At 61.8% G+C, this 18,647-nt stretch carries 17 protein-coding genes; 9 read left to right on the forward strand and 8 right to left on the reverse strand.

The window, feature by feature from the left end:
* Nucleotides 1-19 precede the first annotated feature (19 nt).
* From RFER_RS20570 to RFER_RS20580, 3 genes are all read right to left on the reverse strand, one after another.
* Entirely contained in the window at nucleotides 20-940 is a 921-nt protein-coding gene (locus tag RFER_RS20570) for a hypothetical protein (RefSeq protein ID WP_011466319.1), read from the reverse strand.
* A 91-nt stretch (nucleotides 941-1,031) separates the two neighbouring features.
* A complete protein-coding gene (locus RFER_RS20575; RefSeq protein ID WP_011466320.1) occupies nucleotides 1,032-1,994 on the reverse strand; it encodes a hypothetical protein in 963 nt (320 codons plus the stop codon).
* Nucleotides 1,991-2,713 carry a TetR/AcrR family transcriptional regulator gene (locus RFER_RS20580; protein WP_011466321.1) on the reverse strand — a complete coding sequence of 241 codons (723 nt, stop codon included), beginning with the start codon at nucleotides 2,711-2,713 and terminating at the stop codon, nucleotides 1,991-1,993. The genes RFER_RS20575 and RFER_RS20580 overlap by 4 nt, the downstream gene beginning before the upstream one ends.
* A gap of 115 nt (nucleotides 2,714-2,828) precedes the next feature.
* Between RFER_RS20580 and RFER_RS20585 the strand changes: the two genes are divergently transcribed.
* From RFER_RS20585 to RFER_RS20615, 7 genes are all read left to right on the forward strand, one after another.
* Entirely contained in the window at nucleotides 2,829-3,698 is an 870-nt protein-coding gene (locus tag RFER_RS20585) for an ABC transporter ATP-binding protein (protein ID WP_011466322.1), read from the forward strand.
* Nucleotides 3,698-4,576 carry a branched-chain amino acid ABC transporter permease gene (locus RFER_RS20590; protein ID WP_011466323.1) on the forward strand — a complete coding sequence of 293 codons (879 nt, stop codon included), beginning with the start codon at nucleotides 3,698-3,700 and terminating at the stop codon, nucleotides 4,574-4,576. Before RFER_RS20585 ends, RFER_RS20590 begins: the two co-directional genes overlap by 1 nt.
* Nucleotides 4,577-4,666: 90 nt before the next feature.
* Nucleotides 4,667-5,704: a branched-chain amino acid ABC transporter permease gene (locus tag RFER_RS20595; RefSeq protein ID WP_011466324.1), complete on the forward strand. Its 1,038-nt coding sequence runs from the start codon at nucleotides 4,667-4,669 to the stop codon at nucleotides 5,702-5,704.
* A gap of 53 nt (nucleotides 5,705-5,757) precedes the next feature.
* On the forward strand, nucleotides 5,758-6,933 hold the full coding sequence (locus tag RFER_RS20600; protein WP_011466325.1) for an ABC transporter substrate-binding protein: 1,176 nt from the start codon (nucleotides 5,758-5,760) through the stop codon (nucleotides 6,931-6,933).
* A gap of 16 nt (nucleotides 6,934-6,949) precedes the next feature.
* A complete protein-coding gene (locus tag RFER_RS20605; RefSeq protein WP_011466326.1) occupies nucleotides 6,950-7,768 on the forward strand; it encodes an ABC transporter ATP-binding protein in 819 nt (272 codons plus the stop codon).
* A gap of 2 nt (nucleotides 7,769-7,770) precedes the next feature.
* A complete protein-coding gene (locus tag RFER_RS20610; RefSeq protein ID WP_011466327.1) occupies nucleotides 7,771-9,582 on the forward strand; it encodes an AMP-dependent synthetase/ligase in 1,812 nt (603 codons plus the stop codon).
* A 10-nt stretch (nucleotides 9,583-9,592) separates the two neighbouring features.
* A complete protein-coding gene (locus RFER_RS20615; protein ID WP_011466328.1) occupies nucleotides 9,593-10,396 on the forward strand; it encodes an enoyl-CoA hydratase/isomerase family protein in 804 nt (267 codons plus the stop codon).
* Nucleotides 10,397-10,417: 21 nt separating this feature from the next.
* Here the strand turns inward: RFER_RS20615 and RFER_RS20620 are convergent, their stop codons facing one another.
* Together RFER_RS20620 and RFER_RS20625 are read right to left on the reverse strand one after the other, a co-directional pair.
* Nucleotides 10,418-11,698, reverse strand: a complete 1,281-nt coding sequence (locus RFER_RS20620) for a CaiB/BaiF CoA transferase family protein (RefSeq protein WP_011466329.1) — start codon at nucleotides 11,696-11,698, stop codon at nucleotides 10,418-10,420.
* 537 nt (nucleotides 11,699-12,235) lie between these two features.
* Complete coding sequence (locus tag RFER_RS20625) at nucleotides 12,236-13,432, reverse strand: acyl-CoA dehydrogenase (protein WP_011466330.1); 1,197 nt, start codon at nucleotides 13,430-13,432, stop codon at nucleotides 12,236-12,238.
* A gap of 249 nt (nucleotides 13,433-13,681) precedes the next feature.
* Here RFER_RS20625 and RFER_RS20630 point away from each other — a divergent pair, with 249 nt between their 5' ends.
* Both RFER_RS20630 and hemG read left to right on the forward strand, forming a co-directional pair.
* Complete coding sequence (locus RFER_RS20630) at nucleotides 13,682-14,614, forward strand: LysR substrate-binding domain-containing protein (RefSeq protein ID WP_011466331.1); 933 nt, start codon at nucleotides 13,682-13,684, stop codon at nucleotides 14,612-14,614.
* A 204-nt stretch (nucleotides 14,615-14,818) separates the two neighbouring features.
* The gene (gene hemG, locus RFER_RS20635) at nucleotides 14,819-15,349 is read left to right on the forward strand and encodes a menaquinone-dependent protoporphyrinogen IX dehydrogenase (RefSeq protein ID WP_011466332.1); all 531 of its coding nucleotides are present in this window, start codon (nucleotides 14,819-14,821) and stop codon (nucleotides 15,347-15,349) included.
* Nucleotides 15,350-15,507: 158 nt separating this feature from the next.
* On the opposite strand, the gene RFER_RS20640 is transcribed toward hemG, so the two are convergent.
* The 3 genes from RFER_RS20640 to RFER_RS20645 form a co-directional block, all read right to left on the reverse strand.
* Nucleotides 15,508-17,496, reverse strand: a complete 1,989-nt coding sequence (locus RFER_RS20640) for a cytochrome c (RefSeq protein WP_011466333.1) — start codon at nucleotides 17,494-17,496, stop codon at nucleotides 15,508-15,510.
* A 253-nt stretch (nucleotides 17,497-17,749) separates the two neighbouring features.
* Nucleotides 17,750-17,998, reverse strand: a complete 249-nt coding sequence (locus tag RFER_RS24740; RefSeq protein WP_011466334.1) for a zinc ribbon domain-containing protein — start codon at nucleotides 17,996-17,998, stop codon at nucleotides 17,750-17,752.
* Nucleotides 17,999-18,050: 52 nt separating this feature from the next.
* Entirely contained in the window at nucleotides 18,051-18,647 is a 597-nt protein-coding gene (locus RFER_RS20645) for a NapC/NirT family cytochrome c (RefSeq protein WP_011466335.1), read from the reverse strand.

Below are 18,647 nucleotides of genomic sequence, written 5' to 3' on the forward strand. Positions count from 1 at the left end.
CGCGCGCCGCCGGAAAAGACTAGCGGGAAGTCTGCTGGCGCAAATACTCGCGTCGTTTCATGTCGAGGTAGGCGGCACTGTCCACTTCATGCAATTGCCGGGGATACAGCTCGGTAGCAGAAAACCAGTTTTGCAGGCGTTTTTCGAACTGCTGCGCAGGCGGCGTGGACAAGGCGCCGAGATAGGCGTCGATCGCGAGGTAATAACGCATGGTGTTGCGCTCCACCACGCCCCGCACGCCGCCAATATAGTCGACCTGTCCGCTGGACGGCTGGCCCGCGATGGTGAACCCCACCTTGTCGCGCGCGAGGGTTGCCAGATAGGCCTGCATGGCAAGCCGCCCGGCAAAATTGTAGTCATAGGAATAGGTGATATGCAGGAAGGTCTTGTCGCCTGGAATAGCCACAGCTTCGAGACGGATGCGATAGTCGCTGGTGCCCAGCGGCCCCGTTTCTGCGCTGAGTCCGACGTCAAAATACTCGGGCGTCGTGGTGGCAACACGGTAGGCAAATTCAAACCGCTGGGCCTGCATGAGCGGCTGGTAGTTTTTCTTGCCGATGCGCACCACCAGGAGACTGCCGGCCGGGTTGGTCGATGCCTGGCAGAATTTGGTGTTGATGTGAAGAATCAACATGTCGCACCAATGGGACGGGTCGTTGAACGCATGGTTGACGGCGGCAAAGGGGTAATCCACCAGCGCGTAAATATCACCCCTTAAATTGCTGGGGGATTCGACCGAATCAACATACAGCGGTCGCTTGAATTGATTGTTGCTGAGTTGCTGGCCCAAGGCCATGTACTTGGCCCGCAGCGATGCGGCCGAATTCGTCTCTGGCCCGGCGGCAGCGGTGTGTGCCACGCACACGCACATCAAGCAGACGCAGAGGACCCGTAACGACCTCATCCAACGCAACAGGTTTCTTTGAACCATCTTGAACATCGGTGCATTGTGTTTGCGAATGATAGTTCGTCTGACAAAAATTTGTGCTCTTCCAGGTAAGCGTTGAAACGACCTGAACTCATGGGCGCGCTCAAGGCGGCGCCGCAGGGGCGTGCCAAGGCCGGGGTGTAAACAGGAACACCTGCGGGTCGCCCGCTACCACGCTGGCCTTGACCCAGCCGAAAAAGGGATAGCCAAAGGTCTCCACCCGCGTGAAGTTGCTGATGACATGCTGGCTGACCGGATCGCGCAGCGGCTGGTCGATTCTCTGCCAGTGCGAGTCGCCATGCACCAATACAACCGGCCCGGCAAAAGCCTGGGTTTCCTCGCGCAACTGGGTCAGGAACGCCGCATAACCCGGCTGCGGATGACCTTGGTTGGCGGCGTCAAACCCGGGATTGGCCTGGATCACGATCAGGATGCCGGCCAGCTGCCTGGCGCGGGCGTGGGCAAAGGCCTGTTCCAGCCAGACCCGGTTGGCCACACTACGCTGTAAAAACTCCGGCACCGGGCCACCCCCTTTGGTGCTGCCATGAAAGTTGTTCTCGCTGCCGGGCAGGTTCAGGCCGACAAACAAGGCGCCGCCCGCCTCCCAGCGCACGTTTTCCCGGTAGCTGGCAAAAGCCGGATCACGACTCTGACGCTCCAGGTGCAGCGTGCGCTGCCCCAGCGCCCTGTCCCCCGCAAAGAAAAGTTGACGCAGTTTTTGCAAGCGTTCCACAGGGTCGTAACCGCCATTGTTTTTGCGATGGCAATCGGTCCACTCGTTGTCGCCCGGCACATACACCAGCGGGGTTTTGGACGCCTGAAAGACGTCCCGGATGTCGCGCAGCACCGCATCGCTGCACACGCTGCCTCCGCTCTTGATGTCACCGTCATGCACGACAAAGGCCAGCTCTTCGCGGTCCATGTCGGCCAGCAGTTCAGGCAGATGCTGGCGCTCCCAGTCACTGTAGGGCATGTCCCCGATCAGCCCGAAGGAGACGCCCTGGGCGCTCGCCACTGCGATGGCTCCGGCCAACAGGCCGAGTAAAAACAGGGATTTGGGTTTCATTGCTCGCCACCCTTGATTCCCGCAGCGCCAGCCGCGACACCCACCTCCAGAGCCGCGGGCCCACCCGGGCGGCGCAAGATTCCGCCTTGCAGCATGGCAATGCACTGTGTCGCAATTTCCTCGGGGCTGTATTCACCGCCGGGTTGGTACCAGCGACCGATCCAGCTCAGCGCACCCGCGATCACGAAGGCTGCCATTTTCGGATCGCAGGGCTCGAGCGAACCTTCCGCAATGCCTTCAGTCACCAAACGCCGGAACTCCATGTCGATGGCAGACTTGAGCCGGCGCAAGGCCTGGCGGCTTTCCGGCGGCAGCTCATCGTCGCCCACGCGGATCAAACACATGCCGAAATCCTGCGTGACGATGCGTGTGTAAACCCGCATGCAGGTGACCAGTTGGTCGATCGCTTGACCGCCCGCGGTACGGGCTTCATCAATGCCTTCGAGCATCATCTGCAGGCCCTTGCGCACGCATTCGATCAGGATTTCGTCCTTGTTCTTGACATAGTAGTAAAGCGTGGGCTTGCTGACATTCAGCCGCGCTGCGATGTCGTCCAGTGAGGTGGCATGGAACCCGCGCTCATTGAACAGCTGCGCCGCCGTCGACAACACGGCGTTGCGCTTGACCTCGCGCTGTTGTTCACGCGCTGAAGCGGGAATCCAGGGCGACTCCGGTGCCGCATCGGCAGTCCTGGTGGTTGCGGTTCGTTTCTTGGGCATGGTGGCGGGCCTTAGGGTAAATCCTGATGCTGAGGTTAACAGCGGATTCCATAATCTACTTGCAAGTAATAATTTTACGCATCAGTAACACGTCTTTCGATACGCATAAACCCGCATGAGCCAGCCCATCGAGACCGAACCTCAAGACGGCCCTGTTAGCGCCACGCCCCTGCTGCGCATTGACGGTCTCACGCTGGCTTTCCGTGGGGTGCGCGCCCTGAGCGACGTGAGTTTTGACGTGGTGCCCGGCTCCATCACGGCGGTCATAGGACCCAATGGCGCGGGCAAGACTTCGCTGTTCAACACGGTGTCGGGTTTTTACCGGCCCAACAGCGGCCAGGTGTACTTCAAAGGCCAGGACATCACCAGGCTGCCGACACCGCAGCGCGCCAAAATGGGGCTGGGTCGCAGCTTTCAGAACATTGCGCTGTTTCGCGGCATGACCGTGCTCGACAACATCAAGCTCGGCCGCCACGCGCACCTGAAATCCAATGTGCTTGACGCCCTGTTTTATATGGGCCGCGCGCGCCGCGAAGAGGCCGCGCTGCGCGCCGACATCGAAGAACGAATCATCGACTTCCTCGAGATCGACCACATTCGCCACGCCCCCGTCTCGGCCCTGTCTTACGGCCTGCAAAAGCGCGTGGAAATGGCCCGTGCCCTGGCCATGCAGCCCGAGATCCTGATGCTCGACGAGCCCGTGGCCGGCATGAACCGCGAAGAAACCGAGGACATGGCGCGCTTCATCCTCGACGTGCGCGAGGAATGGGGCATTACCGTGCTGATGGTCGAGCATGACATGGGCATGGTGATGGATTTGTCTGACCATGTGGTGGTGCTCAACTTCGGTCAGGTCATTGCCCAGGGAACGCCGGCCATGGTGCAGAGTGACCCCGAGGTGATCCGCGCTTACCTCGGCTCGGGCGACGTCGGCGACCTGCGTCGCAAGCTGCAGGCCGGGGCCATTGCCGAGGGAGTTGTCTGATGGATTGGGCCTACCTGTTTGAAATCAGCTTGACCGGCATTGCCAGCGGCGGCCTGTATGCGCTGGCGGCGCTGGCCTTCGTGATGGTGTACAAGGCCACGCGCGTGGTGAACATCGCCATTGGCGAAATGCTAATGGTCGGCGCTTACCTGTTCTTTACCTTCGCCGTTACGTTCGCGCTCCCCATTTGGCTGGCCATCCCGGCCGCCGTGCTGGGCGCCGGGCTGCTGGGCGCCGTGATCGAGCGCACCATGATCCGCCCGCTGCTGGGTGAGCCGCCGATCTCGGTCTTCATGGTCACGGTCGGTCTGGCCTCCGTCCTGGTGGGCCTGGTCGAAATCATCTGGACGGCGGACCAGCGCCGCCTGCCCGATTTTCTGCCCAACACACCGGTCATGGTGGGTGATGCCTTCCTGGCGCCCAAGGTGTTCTACGGCGCCCTGATTGCGGTCGTTCTGATCGCCGTGGTGCTGCTGGTGTTCCGCTTCTGGCGTGGCGGCGTCGCCCTGCGCGCCACCGCGTCGGACCCGGCGGCGGCCTACTCCATGGGCATCAACGTGCCACGCGTGTTCTCGCTGGCCTGGGTCGTGTCCGCCATGCTCGCCGCCGTCTCCGGCATCATCGTCGGCTCCATCGGCGGCATTTCGTCCTCCATGGGTGTATTCGGTTTGTCGGTGCTGGTGGTGGTTATTGTCGGCGGCCTCGACAGCGTGCTCGGCGCGCTGGTGGGCGGCTTGCTGATCGGCTTGGTTGAAGCACTGGCAGGCACCTACCTGGGCGGCGAATACAAGTTGCTGGTCACTTTCATTGTGCTGGTGATCGTGCTCATGATCCAACCCTATGGCCTGTTTGGCACCCACGAGATTGAGAGGCTCTAGAACCATGCACCCCCACGTTCATCACTGCGTGTATTCACTGCCCCCCAAGGGGGCCCAGGCCTGCCTTGGGGCGGCCCGGCGGGAGGCCTGATGCGCATCGGAACCCTCAAGGAGACCTACATCGCCGACGCGGCGCTGTTTGACTCACGCACCCAGCAAACGTGGCTGGTATTGGGCGCCGCCCTGTTGCTGCTGTTCCCCTTCATGGCCAGTGACTACTGGCTGTACCTGGCCTGCCTGGTCAGCATCAATGTGGCAAGCGCCACCGGGCTGAACATCCTCACCGGCTACACCGGTCTGGTGAGCCTGGGCCAGGCCGCCTTCATGGGGCTGGGCGCCTACACCGTGGCCATCCTGGAAATCCGCGTCGGCTCGCCGTTCCTGCTCAACCTGCTCGCGGGCGGCTTCGTCGCCATGGCGGGCGGTCTTGTCGTGGGTATCCCGTCGCTGCGTGTGAAAGGCCTGTACCTGGCCATCGCCACCATCGCCGCCTCGTTCATCGCGCATTTCCTGTTTGCAAACACCGCCTTCACGGGTCGTACCGCGGGTCTCACACTGCCCCCGGCCAGCCTGTTTGGCGTGGTGCTCGACACCTCGTTTCGCCTCTACTGGATCATCGTGCCGGTCACGCTGCTGATGCTGCTGGGCGCGGCCAACCTGTTTCGCACCCGCGTGGGACGCGCCTTCATTGCGATCCGTGACCGCGACATTTCGGCCGAAGTGCTGGGTATTGCCCTGTTGCGCTACAAGCTGCTGTCGTTCGGCCTGTCATCGTTCTATGCGGGCGTGGCCGGTGGCTTGTGGGCCTACTTCTTCCGCGTCGTCACGCCCGAGAGCTTTCCGCTGTCGATGTCCATTTTCTTTCTGGCGGCCATCATCGTCGGCGGCATGGGCTCCATTCTGGGGGGCATCCTGGGCGCCATCTTCATGACCATGGTGCCGGAGCTGCTCAAGCTGGCCGTGGGCCTGTTGCCCGGCGGCAGCGAACTGACTGTCTTCCTGTCGCCCGTACGCACCGTCGTGTTCGGGTTATTGATCATTGGATTTCTGGTGTTCGAGCCGCATGGGCTCGCAGAAGTGTGGCGGCGCATTCGCCGCTTTTTTCACCTGTGGCCGTTCCGCAACTGAGTGCCTGCGCGCACCGCCCGGCCATGGACAACGCAAGCAAAAAGGAGACTAGTATGCAGACATCATCGATTTCCCAACGTCGCCGCGCCCTGCTACTGGCAGCCGGCGCCTCCCTCGTCGTTCCTCTGGCGCACGCGCAGGCCGGCGAGGACATCGTCATCGGCGGCTCCATTCCGATGACCGGCGTGTTCGCCTTTGCCGGCGTCGGCATCAACGCCGGCATTGCCGACTACGTGAAAATCGTCAACGACGGCGGCGGCATCAAGGGCCGCAAGCTGCGTTATGTGCCGGAGGACACCGGCTACAAGGTCGATGTGTCCGTAGCGGCCTTCAAGAAGATCACCAGCCAGAACAAGGTCAACCTTTATTACGGCGACTCCACCGCGTTTTCCAGAACCATCAACCCCGAACTGGAACGCACCGGCAACATCCTGATGACCGGCGCCTCCTTTGCCACCGAGCTCAACGACCCGGTGAAATACCCCAACCAATTCCTGGTCGGCCCTGACTACACCGAAATGTTCGGCATCCTGCTGCGCCACATCGCCAAGGAAAAGCCGGGTGCCAAGGTCGCTTTTGTCTACTCTGACTCCGAATTCGGCCGCGACCCCATTGACACCAGCGAGGCCCTGGCCAAGAAGCTGGGCCTCAGCGTGCCGGTCAAGATCATGACCGCGCCCGGCAGCGTCGATGTGTCGACCGAAGTGATCAAGCTGCGCCGCGCCGCGCCCGACTACACCATTTTTCACGGCTACATCCTGGCCCCGATCCCGGAGTTCATCACCCAGGGCAAACAAATGGGCATGACCAGCAAGTGGATGGGCACCTTCTGGACCATGGACAGCTCCACCGTCATGAAGATGGGCGAAGCCGGCGACGGTTTCATGGGTGTCATGCCCTACCGCTACTACTACGACACCTCGGCCAAGGCGCCCATGCTGGACAAGATTCGCCAGTTGCATCCCGACTACCAGAGCACCGCCTACATCCAGGGCTTTCTGGCCGCGATGCTGTTCACCGAGGCCGCCAAGCGCACGCTGGACGCGGGCAAAGAGCTCAACGGCAAGAATTTCAAGGCCGCGCTCAACAGCATCAAGGACTTCGACACCGGCGGCCTCATTGGCGTGCCGATCACCATCAAGGGCAACTCCATTCCGGTCGGTCGGGTCTACAAGGCCGACATGAAGGCGCAGAAGATGGTGGCCGCGTCCGACTGGATCGCGCTCTGAGAACGAGTCACACGCGATGACCCAGCCCGGCACGGACCACGTCCTCGAAGTCAACAACATCGAGGTCATCTACAACAAGGTGGTGCAGGCCCTGCGCGGCCTCTCCCTGGTCGTGCCGCGCGGCCAGATTGTGGCCCTGCTGGGCAGCAACGGGGCCGGCAAGTCGACCACGCTGAAGGCGATTTCAGGTCTGCTGGCACTCGAAGATGGCGAACTCAAGAGCGGCAGCATCTCGTTCAATGGTCAGTCCACCGCACGGCTGGCGCCGCAACAACTGGTGCGCCAGGGTCTGAGCCATGTGATGGAGGGGCGCCGCATCTTCGAGGACCTCACGGTCGAAGAAAACCTGGTCACCGCCAGCTACGCCCTCACCGGTCGCGGCGGCGTGAAACCCGACTTTGATCTGGTCTACAGCTACTTCCCGCGCCTGCACGAGCGCTGCAAAGGGCTGGCCGGTTACCTCTCGGGCGGCGAGCAGCAGATGCTGGCCATTGGCCGCGCGCTGCTCGCCCAGCCGCAGTTGATCCTGCTGGACGAGCCCTCGCTGGGTCTGTCGCCCAAGCTGGTGGAAGACATTTTCACCATCATCGCGCGCATCAATGCCGAGCGCGGCGTCTCCATGCTGCTGGTGGAGCAAAACGCCACCCTGGCCCTGGCCGTGGCGCACAGTGGCTACATCATGGAAAACGGCAAGATCGTCATCGACGGCAGCGCCGAGCGGCTGGCCGGCGACCCCGACGTGCGCGAGTTCTACCTCGGCGTCGGCGGCAGCGGCGAGGCGCGCAGCTTTCGCGACATCAAGCATTACAAGCGCCGCAAGCGCTGGCTGTCCTGAACATGAACCACCCCACCGCACTCCCTGAACTGACCCTGGCGCAGATGCTGCGCGAGCGTGCGCGCGCGGCCCCCGCGCGTCTCGGCATCCGGCAAAAGGACTTTGGCATCTGGAAGCCGGTCAGCTGGGGCAGCTACTACCTGCGCGCCTGCCACTTCGGTCTGGGCCTGCGCGCCCTGGGCTTGCCAGAGGGCGGCCATGTCGGCGTGATCGCCGAAAACCGCATCGAATGGGTGCTGGCGCAGATGGGCGTCAGCCTGGTCGGCGCCGTCGCCGTGGGCGTCTACTCCACCAGCCCGACGTCCGAGGTGGCCTACGTGGTGGCCCACGCTGACATCGAGATCATGGTCTGCGAAGACCAGGAGCAGGCCGAGAAGGTGTTGGCCGCGCTTGAGCAGTTGCCGCGGCTGCGCAAGATCGTGGTCATGGAAACCAAGGGCCTGCGCAGCTTCGCCCCTGAAGCGCGTCAACTGATCGCCACCTTTGACGAGGTGGAACAACTCGGCGCCGCGAGCGGCAATCTTGCCCTGATCGACGAGGTATTGGCGCACCAGACGCTGGACGACATTGGACTCATGATCTACACCTCGGGCTCGACCGGCAAGCCCAAGGGCGCGATGATTTCCTACCGCAACATCCGCGGCGTGGTGCCCGGCATCGTGGAGCGCTTGCGCCTCACGGCCGAGACCAGCCACCTGTCCTACCTGCCGCTGTGCCATGTGGCGGAGCAGATGCTGACCACCTTTGCGCCGATCTACATCGGCTCGCAGGTCAACTTTGGCGAATCGATCCGCACCGTGCAGGAAGACCTGCGCGAGGTCGCGCCCACCATGTTCCTGGGCGTGCCCCGCATCTGGGAAAAAATGCACGCCACCATCAGCATCAAGCTGCAGGAAACCGGCCGCTTGCGCCGCGTGCTGTTCAGACAAGCCTACGCGGCCTGCCAGGGCCTGGCCGAAAAACCGCGTGCCGCCTGGAGCATCAAAGAAAAGCTGGTGTTTGGGCTGAGTTACTGGACTTTCTTTCGCGCCCTGCAGAACTTCATCGGCCTGCGCAAGGCGCAAGTGGCGCTCACGGGCGCGGCACCGATCCCGCCCGACGTGGTGCGTTTCTTTCGCGTGCTGGGCGTGCCGCTGGTCGAGGTCTATGGGCTGACCGAGTCCACCGGCATGGTCACGGGCCACCCGATTGACCAAGTGATCGTCGGCACCGTGGGCACGCCCACGCTGGGCGTGGAGCACCGCATCGGCGAGAACGGCGAACTGCTGCTGCGCGGCGACATGGTGTTTGCCGGCTACTACAAGAACCCTGAGGCCACGGCGACCAGCATCCGCGACGGCTGGCTCTACACCGGCGACGTGGTGCGCGAGGAGGGCGGCCAGCTCAAGATCGTCGACCGCCTGAAAGACATCATGATCACCGCCGGTGGCAAGAACCTGACGCCCTCGGAAATCGAAAACACCATGAAGGGCAGCCCTTTTATCAAGGAATGCATCATCGTGGCCGAGGGGCGCAAGTTCGTCGGCGCGCTGGTGCAGATCGACTTTGAAGTCATGAGCCAGTGGGCCGAAGCACGCCGCATCGCGTTCACCCACTTCCGCTCGCTCGTGGAACGGCCCGAGGTGCGCGCGCTGATCGACGCCGAAATCGCGCAGGGCAACACCCGACTGGCGCAGGTCTCGCACATCCGCAAGTTCCACCTGCTGACCAAGGAACTGGACCACGACGACGGTGAAGTGACCGCCACCATGAAGGTGCGCCGCTCCAGCATCTACAAGACCTACGCGGCAGAAATCGAAGCCCTGTACCACTGAACGGAACACGATGAGCCCCAGCACTTGGCCACCCGGCCCCGACGCACCGCTTCAGCTGGAGCGCGACGGTGGCGTGGCCACCCTGCGCTTCAACCGGCCGCACGCCCTCAATGCGGTGGATGTGCCCATGGCGCGGGCACTCCTGAATGCCGTACAAGCGCTGGCGGCCGACCGCTCGGTGCGCGCCGTCGTTCTCTGCGGTGCCGGGCCGGCGTTCATGGCGGGCGGCGACCTTGCCACCCTGCGCGCCGATCCGCTGCGGGGCGCGGCCGATCTGCTGGGTCCGCTCAATGCGGCGCTCATGGTGTTGGCGGCGATGGATGCGCCGCTGATTGCGCAGGTGCATGGGGTCGCGGCCGGTGCCGGCCTGAGTTTGATGCTGCAGGCCGATTTCGTCTTCGCGGCCGAGGGCACGCGCTTCAACCTGGCCTACGTCAACCTGGGCACGAGCTGCGATGTGGGCGCCTCCTGGGCGCTGCCGCGGCTGGTGGGCCTGCGCCGCGCGCTTGAAATCGCCATGCTGGGCGAGACCCTGAGCAGCGCCGACGCCGAGCGACTGGGCCTGGTGAACCGGGTGCTGGCCGCCGGCGAACTCGAGGCCGAGGTCAGCGCGTTTGCGCAGCGCCTGGCCCTTGGTCCGACCGTGGCGCTCGGACGTCTGCGCCGGCTGATGCGCGCCTCATTCGAACGCGATCTGCCAACCCAACTCGCGGCCGAGGCGGCGGCCTTCGCCGAGTGTGCCGGGACCGAGGATTTCAAAGCGGGGATCGAGGCCTTCTTCACCAAGAAGCCGGCTCAGTTCATGGGCCGCTGACGATTCCCCCCGCGCACTGCGCTACACCACCCCGGCCGCGCGCAAGGCAACCATCGCCGCCGCATCCAGCCCCAACTCGGCCAACACCTCCTCGGTGTGTTGCCCCAGGGACGGTGGCGCCCGGCGCAGCACGGGCGGCGTGGCCGTCAAGCGCAGCGGGCTCGCCACCGTGACGATGTTTGCTATATGTTTTATAGCTGATTGCGCAGTATTGACGGTGGCTACAGCCTGATTGACCACTAAACCACGGGCCTGCACCTGGGCGTCGGCAAAAGCCTGGCCGAGGTCGTTGATCGGGCCGCAGGGCACGGCTTTGTCTTCCAGCAGGGCAACCCACTGCGCGGTGGTGCGCGTTTGGGTGAGCGCCTGCAGCGCCGGGATCAAGGCGTCGCGGTGTTTGACGCGCAAGGTGTTGCTGGCAAAACGGGGGTCGCTTGCCCACTCGGGGTGCTCGGCGGCCTGACAAAAGCGGGCAAACTGGCCGTCGTTGCCCACCGCCAGCAGCATGGCGCCGTCCAGCGTGGGAAAGGTCTGGTACGGCGCCAGACTCGGATGGGTGTTGCCTTGGCGCTGCGGCACGGCGCCGGTGTTCAGGTAGCCCGCCGCCTGGTTGCCCAGCACGGCCATGCCGACATCGAGCAGGGCCATGTCGATGTGCTGGCCCTGACCGGTGCGGTGGCGCACTTCGAGTGCCGCCAGAATGGCGCTGGTGGCATAGACGCCGGTGAAGATGTCGATCACCGCCACGCCGACGCGCATCGGGCCGCCGCCGGGCGTCGCATCGGCCTCCCCCGTGATGCTCATCAGGCCGCTCATGGCCTGGATCATCAGGTCGTAGCCGGCGCGCTCGGCGTACGGGCCATCCTGGCCAAAGCCGGTGACCGAGCAGTAGATCAGGCGCGGGTTGATGGCGTGCAGGCTCTCGAAATCAAGGCCGTATTGCTTGAGGCCGCCGACCTTGAAGTTCTCCACCAGGATGTCGCTTTGCAGCGCCAGCTGGCGGATCAGCGCCTGGCCTTCTGGCTTGGCCATGTCGAGCGTGATGGCGCGTTTGTTGCGGTTGCAGGCGGTGAAATAAGTGGCCTGGGTCGTGTCGTTGCCGTCTGCGTCCTTGAGGAACGGCGGGCCCCAATGGCGGGTGTCGTCGCCGGCACCTGGGCGCTCGACCTTGATCACGTCAGCGCCCAGGTCGGCCAGCATCTGGGTGCACCAGGGGCCGGCGAGGACGCGGGAGAGATCCAGCACCTTGAGGTGGGACAGGGCGCCCGCTGGCGCGGTGGCTTGTGGGTCTGCTTGGTTCATGTCTGCTTTCAATTTCGTTTTCAATTCGTTTTCGACTTGTTTGAATGCGCTGCGATTGACTGGTGAGGATTTGTTTTTTGCCATTTTTCCCCCACTCTCTCACCCCCGCCTCTCTCCCGCCCCGCCGGGCGGGAAAGAGGAGCCAACAGCCACATTTGGCCCTGTTTCTTAAGGCGGGAAATGAACGCTCCGTGGCGCGTTGGCCTCAAAGTGGCGGTAACCCATGGACAGACCGATCCAGTCATTGGAACGCTCGCTGCCACGCCCAAACTGAAAGCCGGCGTAGCCTCTGTATCGGTGATCGGCCCGTTAATGCCATGGCCCCACTTTGAGGTCAGCGCGCCCTCAAGAATCAAATTTCCCACCATTCAAGAGTTGGCCAAATGTGGCTGTTGGCTCCCCTTTCCGCCCCGGCGGGGGTGGAAAGGGGCGGGGGGATAGGGGGGGGAATACAAAAGCAACCAAATCAATCTTCCCCACGAGCCAAATCAACACTTTGCCGAGTCAATTGCGCCGTCGCAAGACAAATCAAATCGCTCAGTTCGCAAACGCCGCAATCCCCGTCTGGGCCCGACCCAGAATCAGGGCGTGGATGTCGTGCGTGCCTTCATAGGTGTTGACCACTTCCAGATTCACCAGATGCCGCGCCACGCCAAACTCGTCCGAAATACCATTGCCGCCCATCATGTCGCGCGCCAGGCGGGCAATGTCGAGCGCCTTGCCGCAGGAGTTGCGTTTCAGAATCGAGGTGATTTCAACCGACGCCGTGCCTTCGTCCTTCATGCGCCCCAGCCGCAGGCAGCCTTGCAGGCCGAGCGCAATCTCGGTCTGCATGTCAGCCAGTTTCTTCTGGATCAACTGGTTGGCAGCCAGGGGGCGGCCAAACTGTTTGCGGTCCATCACGTAGCGGTGCGCGCGCAGCCAGCAGTCTTCGGCCGCGCCCAGCGTGCCCCAGGCAATGCCGTAGCGGGCCGAGTCCAGGCAGGTGAACGGACCTTTGAGGCCGCGCACCTCGGGGAAGGCGTTTTCTTCCGGGCAAAACACGCCGTCCATCACGATCTCACCGGTGATGCTGGCGCGCAAGCCGACCTTGCCGTGAATAGCGGGGGCACTCAAACCGGCCATGCCTTTGTCCAGCACAAAACCGCGAATCGGCCCGACCTTGCCGCTCTCGGAAACCTCCTTGGCCCAGACCACAAACACATCGGCAATCGGGCTGTTGGAGATCCACATCTTGGCGCCACTGAGCTTGTAGCCGCCCGCCACCTTGTGCGCGCGGCTGGCCATGGAGCCGGGGTCGGAGCCGTGGTCAGGCTCGGTCAGTCCAAAGCAGCCAATCCATTCACCGGTCGCCAGCTTGGGCAGGTATTTCTGTTTTTGCGCCTCGGTGCCAAAGTCAAAAATCGGCAACATCACGAGCGAGCTTTGCACACTCATCATGGAGCGGTAGCCGGAGTCAACACGCTCGACTTCACGCGCGATCAGGCCGTAGGCGACGTAGCTCAGGCCCGGGCCGCCGTAGGCCTCGGGAATGGTGGGGCCGAGCAGGCCGAGTTCGCCCATTTCCCGGAAGACGGCGACATCGGTCTGCTCCTTGCGAAAGGCTTCGATCACGCGCGGCTGCAGCTTGTCCTGGCAGTAGGCGGCAGCGGCCTCACGCACCATGCGCTCGTCGTCACTGAGTTGGCTGGTCAGCAAAAAGGGGTCTTGCCAGTTGAAGCTTGCGTGGGCCATGAGAGGTCTCCTGATGAAAGTGAAAGGACAGATAACGCATGGTAGCGCCCAGCCGGTTTGAGGGCAAACGATGAATAATCACCAAAGCATGATTATTTGTAATATATAAATATTGGAAGCACCATCTACAGTCATCCAATTTATCTACTTTATCAACCTTTAGCCCGCGTATTAAAAGCGCATACAGCTATTACATACATAGCATTAATTTTCAACACCGATCTGAGAATTGTGTATATTTAGCACATCATGCGCAGAAAAATCCCATCGCTCCAGGCCCTAGCCTGCTTTGAAGCGGCCGCCCGCCAGCAAAGCTACACGCGTGCCGCACAAGAGCTGGCGCTGACGCAAGGCGCGGTATCGCGGCAGATCACGGCGCTGGAAGAATTCTTGGGGCTTGCCCTGTTTCGCCGCACCCGTCACGGCGTGCTGCTGACCGAGCGCGGCGCCGATTACTTCGCCCAGGTGGCGCCGCGCCTGCAGGCGCTGGAGCAGGACACGCTGGACGCCATGTCGGCCCAGGGCCCGGGCGGCACCCTGCATCTGGCGGCAGTGCCGACCTTTGCCACGCGCTGGCTGATCCCGCGCCTGGCGGACCTGAAACGGCTGCAGCCCGATCTGACCATCCACATTGAAACCAGCACCCGCCCCTTCATGTTTGCCGACACGGTGTTTGATGCGGCGCTGTATGCCGGCACGCCGGAGCAGGTGAGCCAGTGGGCGGGCACACGCGCGCTGCGGCTGCTGGCCGAACAGGTGGTGCCGGTTTGCAGCCCGCATTTTCTGGCCGGGCAGAGCAGCTTGAGCCCCGCGGCCATTGCCGACCTGCCTTTGCTGCAGCAAAGCACCCGCACCGAGGCCTGGCGGCGCTGGTTTGACGCCATGGGCGTGAGTGCGCCGCTGGCCTTGTCGGGGCCGCGCTTTGAGTTGTTTTCCATGACCGCTGCCGCCGCCGCGCACGGCCTGGGTCTGGCGCTGGTACCCCGCTTGCTGATTGAACCCGAACTGGCCCGCGGCGAACTGGTGGTGGCCTGTGAGCGCGTGCTACCCAGTGAGCGCGCTTACTACCTGGTCACGCCGCAGGCGCCCGACGAGCGGCCGGTCATCAATGGATTTGTGCGCTGGCTGCAGAAAGCTGCGGCCCAGACTGCGGAAACGCCTGATGTTGAGACCGCCAGTTAGCAGGCGGCGACATCACAAGACGCGAAGACTTTTTGCAGTGAGCGGGTTTCCGGCAGGACGCAGGCATTGCCGTTTAAAGCACTGACCTGGTTGGCCCGTCAGTGCAGTTAGCGCGGATAATTCCGGGAGTCACTTTGGGCGCCGTCCATGGGTAAACCAAGCCATCCAACGGCTTTGCCAGAGCATTCAAACAGAGGAAAAAGGATGAGCAGAATTCTTGTCGCTTACTCGACCACCGACGGCCATACGCTGCGCATTTGCGAGCGCTTGCAGCAAGTCATGGCGCAACAGGGGCACGCCGCGACAGTGGTGCCGCTGGCCCAGGCCGACGCGCTGGACTTGCCCGGTTTTGACAAGATCGTCATCGGTGCCAGCATCCGCTACGGCAAACACCAGCCCTCGGTCAAGCAATTCATAGAGCGCCACCAAGCGCTGCTGGAGAGCAAGGGCAACGCGTTTTTCACGGTCAACATCGTGGCCCGCAAGCCGGAGAAAAATCAGCCTGACACCAATCCCTACCTGATCAAATTCCTGCGCACCCTCAGCTGGCAACCCAAATTGCTGGGTGTGTTTGCAGGCAAGCTGGACTACCCCCGCTATCGCTTTGTTGACCGCTTCATGATTCGCCTGATCATGCTCATGACGAACGGGCCCACCGACCCCAAGGCGGTGATTGAGTTCACCGACTGGCAGCAGGTAGAGGCCTTTGGCCAGCGGGTCTGTGACATGCCCTGAGGCTTCGCGCAGCTAGCAAAAACAAAACGCCGGGCATCTTGATGATGCCCGGCGTTTTTTTATGACTCTCGGTGGCGGGGACCCCGTCCCTGAAACACCCGGAGCCACTAGGGCGCTCTACAGTGCGCGGCCAAAGCCACGCACTGTGCGCGCCGGTTTCAATGGCTGGAGAAGAACCCGATACCGACCAGTGTCAACAAGGTCAGGCCAATCGTGATCAGGACAAAGCCCAGCAACTTGGATGCCGCCAGCTTGGTCGGCGACGGCGCGTCCACCAGGTACTTCTCAAGTTCGCCACTGTCGAGCAGGCGCTTGTATTCCACGCCATGGTCATGCTTGAACTCTTCGAGTGAGAAGGTGCCGGTAAACATCACCACTTCCAGCGGGAACTTGTCAGGGCGGAAGTGGTTGTTGAAGAAGTGCACTGTGAACAGGAACACCACTGCAAGGAAGGCTTCTTCACCGTGGAAGATCGCCGCCACGTTAAACACCCAGCCCGGCAGGAAGGCACCAAAGAAGCCTGGCAGCCACATGATCAGGCCACTCACACCGATGATCGTGACGCCCCAGAACGGTGCCCAGTAATCGAACTTCTCCCAGTAGGTCCAGCGATCAAACACCGGGCGCGGGCCTTGGCCGAAGAACCACTTGAACATGGCGAGCATGTCTTTGCCATCCTGCAGGTTCGGCACCATGGAGTTGGGGCCGAAGAACTTGAAGTTCTTCCAGTCGCGTGCAATGCGCACGGTGATGTAGATCAGGTGCCAGAAGAACACACCGGCAAAAATGACTGCCGCCACGCGGTGAATGATGCCTGCGGTGTGGGGTCCGCCCAGCGCACTCATGACCACCGGTGCCCAAGCCACATGCGAGTAGAACAGCGGCATACCGGTGAGGGTCAGCACCATCAAGCTCAGGGCAAAGGTCAAGTGGGCGATGCGCCAGGTGCGGCTAAAGCGCTGGACATGCTTGCCCTTAAATTGCACAGGCACCGAGTCAGGCTTGATGTGCGGCTGGCCAGCGCGTTGTTTGCGCTCCTTGTACTCGCGGAAGAACCACAGCGCTGTGTGCAACCAGAAGAAGCCAAAGGTACCTACCAACAGCTGCACCATGATCTGCCAGGCGACCCAGATCTGCGGGTAGCGGGCAAAATCATGGCCATTGCCGTGCGGCTGGTAGCTGGCAAAGCCGGCTGGCACATCGGGCAAACCCTTCTTGGCGTTGTGACAGGTGGCGCAGGTCTTCATCCGGTTGGTCGGATAAACCATGGACTCCGGATCATTGACCCGCCGTATCTCGTGGCTACCGTGGCAGTTGTAGCACTTGGCCGTGTAGTCGTAGCCGAGCGTACTGATTTGACCGTGGAAGGTGTCCTTGTAGGAATCGAGATTCTCCACATGACAGTTGCCGCAATGGGATGAGACCGTCAGCTTGAAAGAGGTGCTGGCCGTGGCGCTGATGTCATGGGCAGTGTGGCAATCAGAACAAACGGCGGCTTGAGCGAGCAGCTTCTTGCTGATCTCCTTGCCATGCACGGAGCCAAGATAAGCCTCCAATTGGTCTGTGTGGCAGCTTTCACCGCAGACGGACGGGATGCTCAAGCGCCATTGGTTGTATTGCGGAGAGTTCTTGACCGGCACATTGAAACTGTGCGTGTCGTGGCAGCTGTCGCACGCAGCATTCGGCTTGGTTTTGTCGTCCGCATTGGGGCGAGCGTGGAACGACTTGCGGTACGCCTCGATGTTTTTGGCAACGACGCCGAGCCGCGGCTGCTCGCTCTCCTTGCCGCGTTTGACCGTCTGTTGCCACAACTCTTCGTGGCAACCGGCGCAGTCCACCTTTTTCAGAGGGAGCGCAGGGTCTTTGACGTGCGCGTTGCCTTTATCAGCGTTGTCAGCAATGTCGGTGTGGCAAGCCACGCATTGCATGTTGGCATGAACACCCTCACTAAACTTGTCGGGCGCCACGCTGCGCAGCGCACGCGCTTTGCCTTCAGCCCCCGGGACTTCAAGTTTGCCCTTCTTGCCATCGTGGCAAGTTAAACAGGTCGCGTTGTCCAGTGTCGGCTGGGCGCTGGCTGGTAAAGCCAGTAGCCCACTCGCAAGACAAACCAAGAATGCCCACAGGGCAGAACGCGCTAGTCGCATGTCAAAACCTTCCAAGATAAGTTGGGCGAGTGTACCTGCAACATGTCGGTTTCTTACACAGACTGACTGAGCCATGACTTGGATCAAAAAACGGCATGCCGACCACCACAGATACGCGCCCTATCGCTGGCACTGGCGCTGGTGTTGGTTCCAGCTAAAAAAATGAAAGTGCGCGGCTGAAATATCCGAAGTTTGCTATCGGAGTCGCCACTCGTTGCGCGACGAAGTGGCACGGCTAGGCGAGTCGATTTGCCTACAAATTAAACAGCGGAGTCAGCACGCCGCGAACGACCGTCGCTGCGACGTACACGAAAATGACAGCCGGAACAGCGGCAACAGAGGCCTTGACCATGAACCAGAAAATGGTCATGAAACGCATGTCCAAGTCGGTCACCGTAACAGACAAGGAGCGGTCAGAATCTTCCGGCAGGGCACCACAATGGGGACAACTGGCCGCCGTGTCGCTGATCTTGGCTTTACATTCATAGCAGTCTATTAGCACGATATTTCCTTTCGTTAAGGCCAGCGGTCTTCAGGCCGCGCCTTGCACGCTATTACTTGGCAACGGCAGCCGCCTGGATTTCCTGGGGACCCGGACCATCTGGCTCTGAGTGGGCAATGCCAAAATGGCAGTCGACACAGGTAATATTTTCGGTGCGTAGCCGCTCGTGGCGCGCCTTCGCTTTGGCCGATTGCTTGTCGGGGTCCATCTTGGCGGTTGTATGGCAATGGCGGCATTCACGTGAATCATTTTCTTTCATGTAAACCCACACCTTCTTGGCCAACTCATAACGCTTGGCTTCGAATTTTTCTTTCGTGTCGATTGAATGCGTAACGAAGTGGCCCCAGTAGTCTCTCCAGAGACTGAACTTGGCCAGGTAGTTGGGAATGTAGCCGTGCGGAACGTGGCAGTCGTTACAGGTGGCACGCATCCCGGTGCGGTTGGTGTCATGGATGGTGCCCTTGTGCTCCTGCGCCAACTGGCCCATCTCGTGGCAGGAGGTAGCGCAGAACTTCTCGGAGTTGGCATACACCATGAATGATGCAACGGAACCAAAAAAAACCACACCGAGAAGCAAACCAAAAATAAGCACGCCAATGGTTCCGGGACGTGAACCCCAACTGCGGAAACTGCTAAAAAATTTGGACAT

The sequence above is a fragment of the Rhodoferax ferrireducens T118 genome (genome assembly GCF_000013605.1).
Taxonomy (GTDB): Bacteria; Pseudomonadota; Gammaproteobacteria; order Burkholderiales; family Burkholderiaceae_C; genus Rhodoferax; species Rhodoferax ferrireducens.

Excerpts from the sequence above, each read along its gene's own strand:
- RFER_RS20570 (WP_011466319.1), bottom strand. The coding sequence starts at position 940 with ATGTTCAAGATGGTTCAAAGAAACCTGTTGCGTTGGATGAGGTCGTTA.
- RFER_RS20575 (WP_011466320.1), bottom strand. The coding sequence starts at position 1,994 with ATGAAACCCAAATCCCTGTTTTTACTCGGCCTGTTGGCCGGAGCCATC.
- RFER_RS20580 (WP_011466321.1), bottom strand. The coding sequence starts at position 2,713 with ATGCCCAAGAAACGAACCGCAACCACCAGGACTGCCGATGCGGCACCG.
- RFER_RS20585 (WP_011466322.1), top strand. The coding sequence starts at position 2,829 with ATGAGCCAGCCCATCGAGACCGAACCTCAAGACGGCCCTGTTAGCGCC.
- RFER_RS20590 (WP_011466323.1), top strand. The coding sequence starts at position 3,698 with ATGGATTGGGCCTACCTGTTTGAAATCAGCTTGACCGGCATTGCCAGC.
- RFER_RS20595 (WP_011466324.1), top strand. The coding sequence starts at position 4,667 with ATGCGCATCGGAACCCTCAAGGAGACCTACATCGCCGACGCGGCGCTG.
- RFER_RS20600 (WP_011466325.1), top strand. The coding sequence starts at position 5,758 with ATGCAGACATCATCGATTTCCCAACGTCGCCGCGCCCTGCTACTGGCA.
- RFER_RS20605 (WP_011466326.1), top strand. The coding sequence starts at position 6,950 with ATGACCCAGCCCGGCACGGACCACGTCCTCGAAGTCAACAACATCGAG.
- RFER_RS20610 (WP_011466327.1), top strand. The coding sequence starts at position 7,771 with ATGAACCACCCCACCGCACTCCCTGAACTGACCCTGGCGCAGATGCTG.
- RFER_RS20615 (WP_011466328.1), top strand. The coding sequence starts at position 9,593 with ATGAGCCCCAGCACTTGGCCACCCGGCCCCGACGCACCGCTTCAGCTG.
- RFER_RS20620 (WP_011466329.1), bottom strand. The coding sequence starts at position 11,698 with ATGAACCAAGCAGACCCACAAGCCACCGCGCCAGCGGGCGCCCTGTCC.
- RFER_RS20625 (WP_011466330.1), bottom strand. The coding sequence starts at position 13,432 with ATGGCCCACGCAAGCTTCAACTGGCAAGACCCCTTTTTGCTGACCAGC.
- RFER_RS20630 (WP_011466331.1), top strand. The coding sequence starts at position 13,682 with ATGCGCAGAAAAATCCCATCGCTCCAGGCCCTAGCCTGCTTTGAAGCG.
- hemG (WP_011466332.1), top strand. The coding sequence starts at position 14,819 with ATGAGCAGAATTCTTGTCGCTTACTCGACCACCGACGGCCATACGCTG.
- RFER_RS20640 (WP_011466333.1), bottom strand. The coding sequence starts at position 17,496 with ATGCGACTAGCGCGTTCTGCCCTGTGGGCATTCTTGGTTTGTCTTGCG.
- RFER_RS20645 (WP_011466335.1), bottom strand. The coding sequence starts at position 18,647 with ATGTCCAAATTTTTTAGCAGTTTCCGCAGTTGGGGTTCACGTCCCGGA.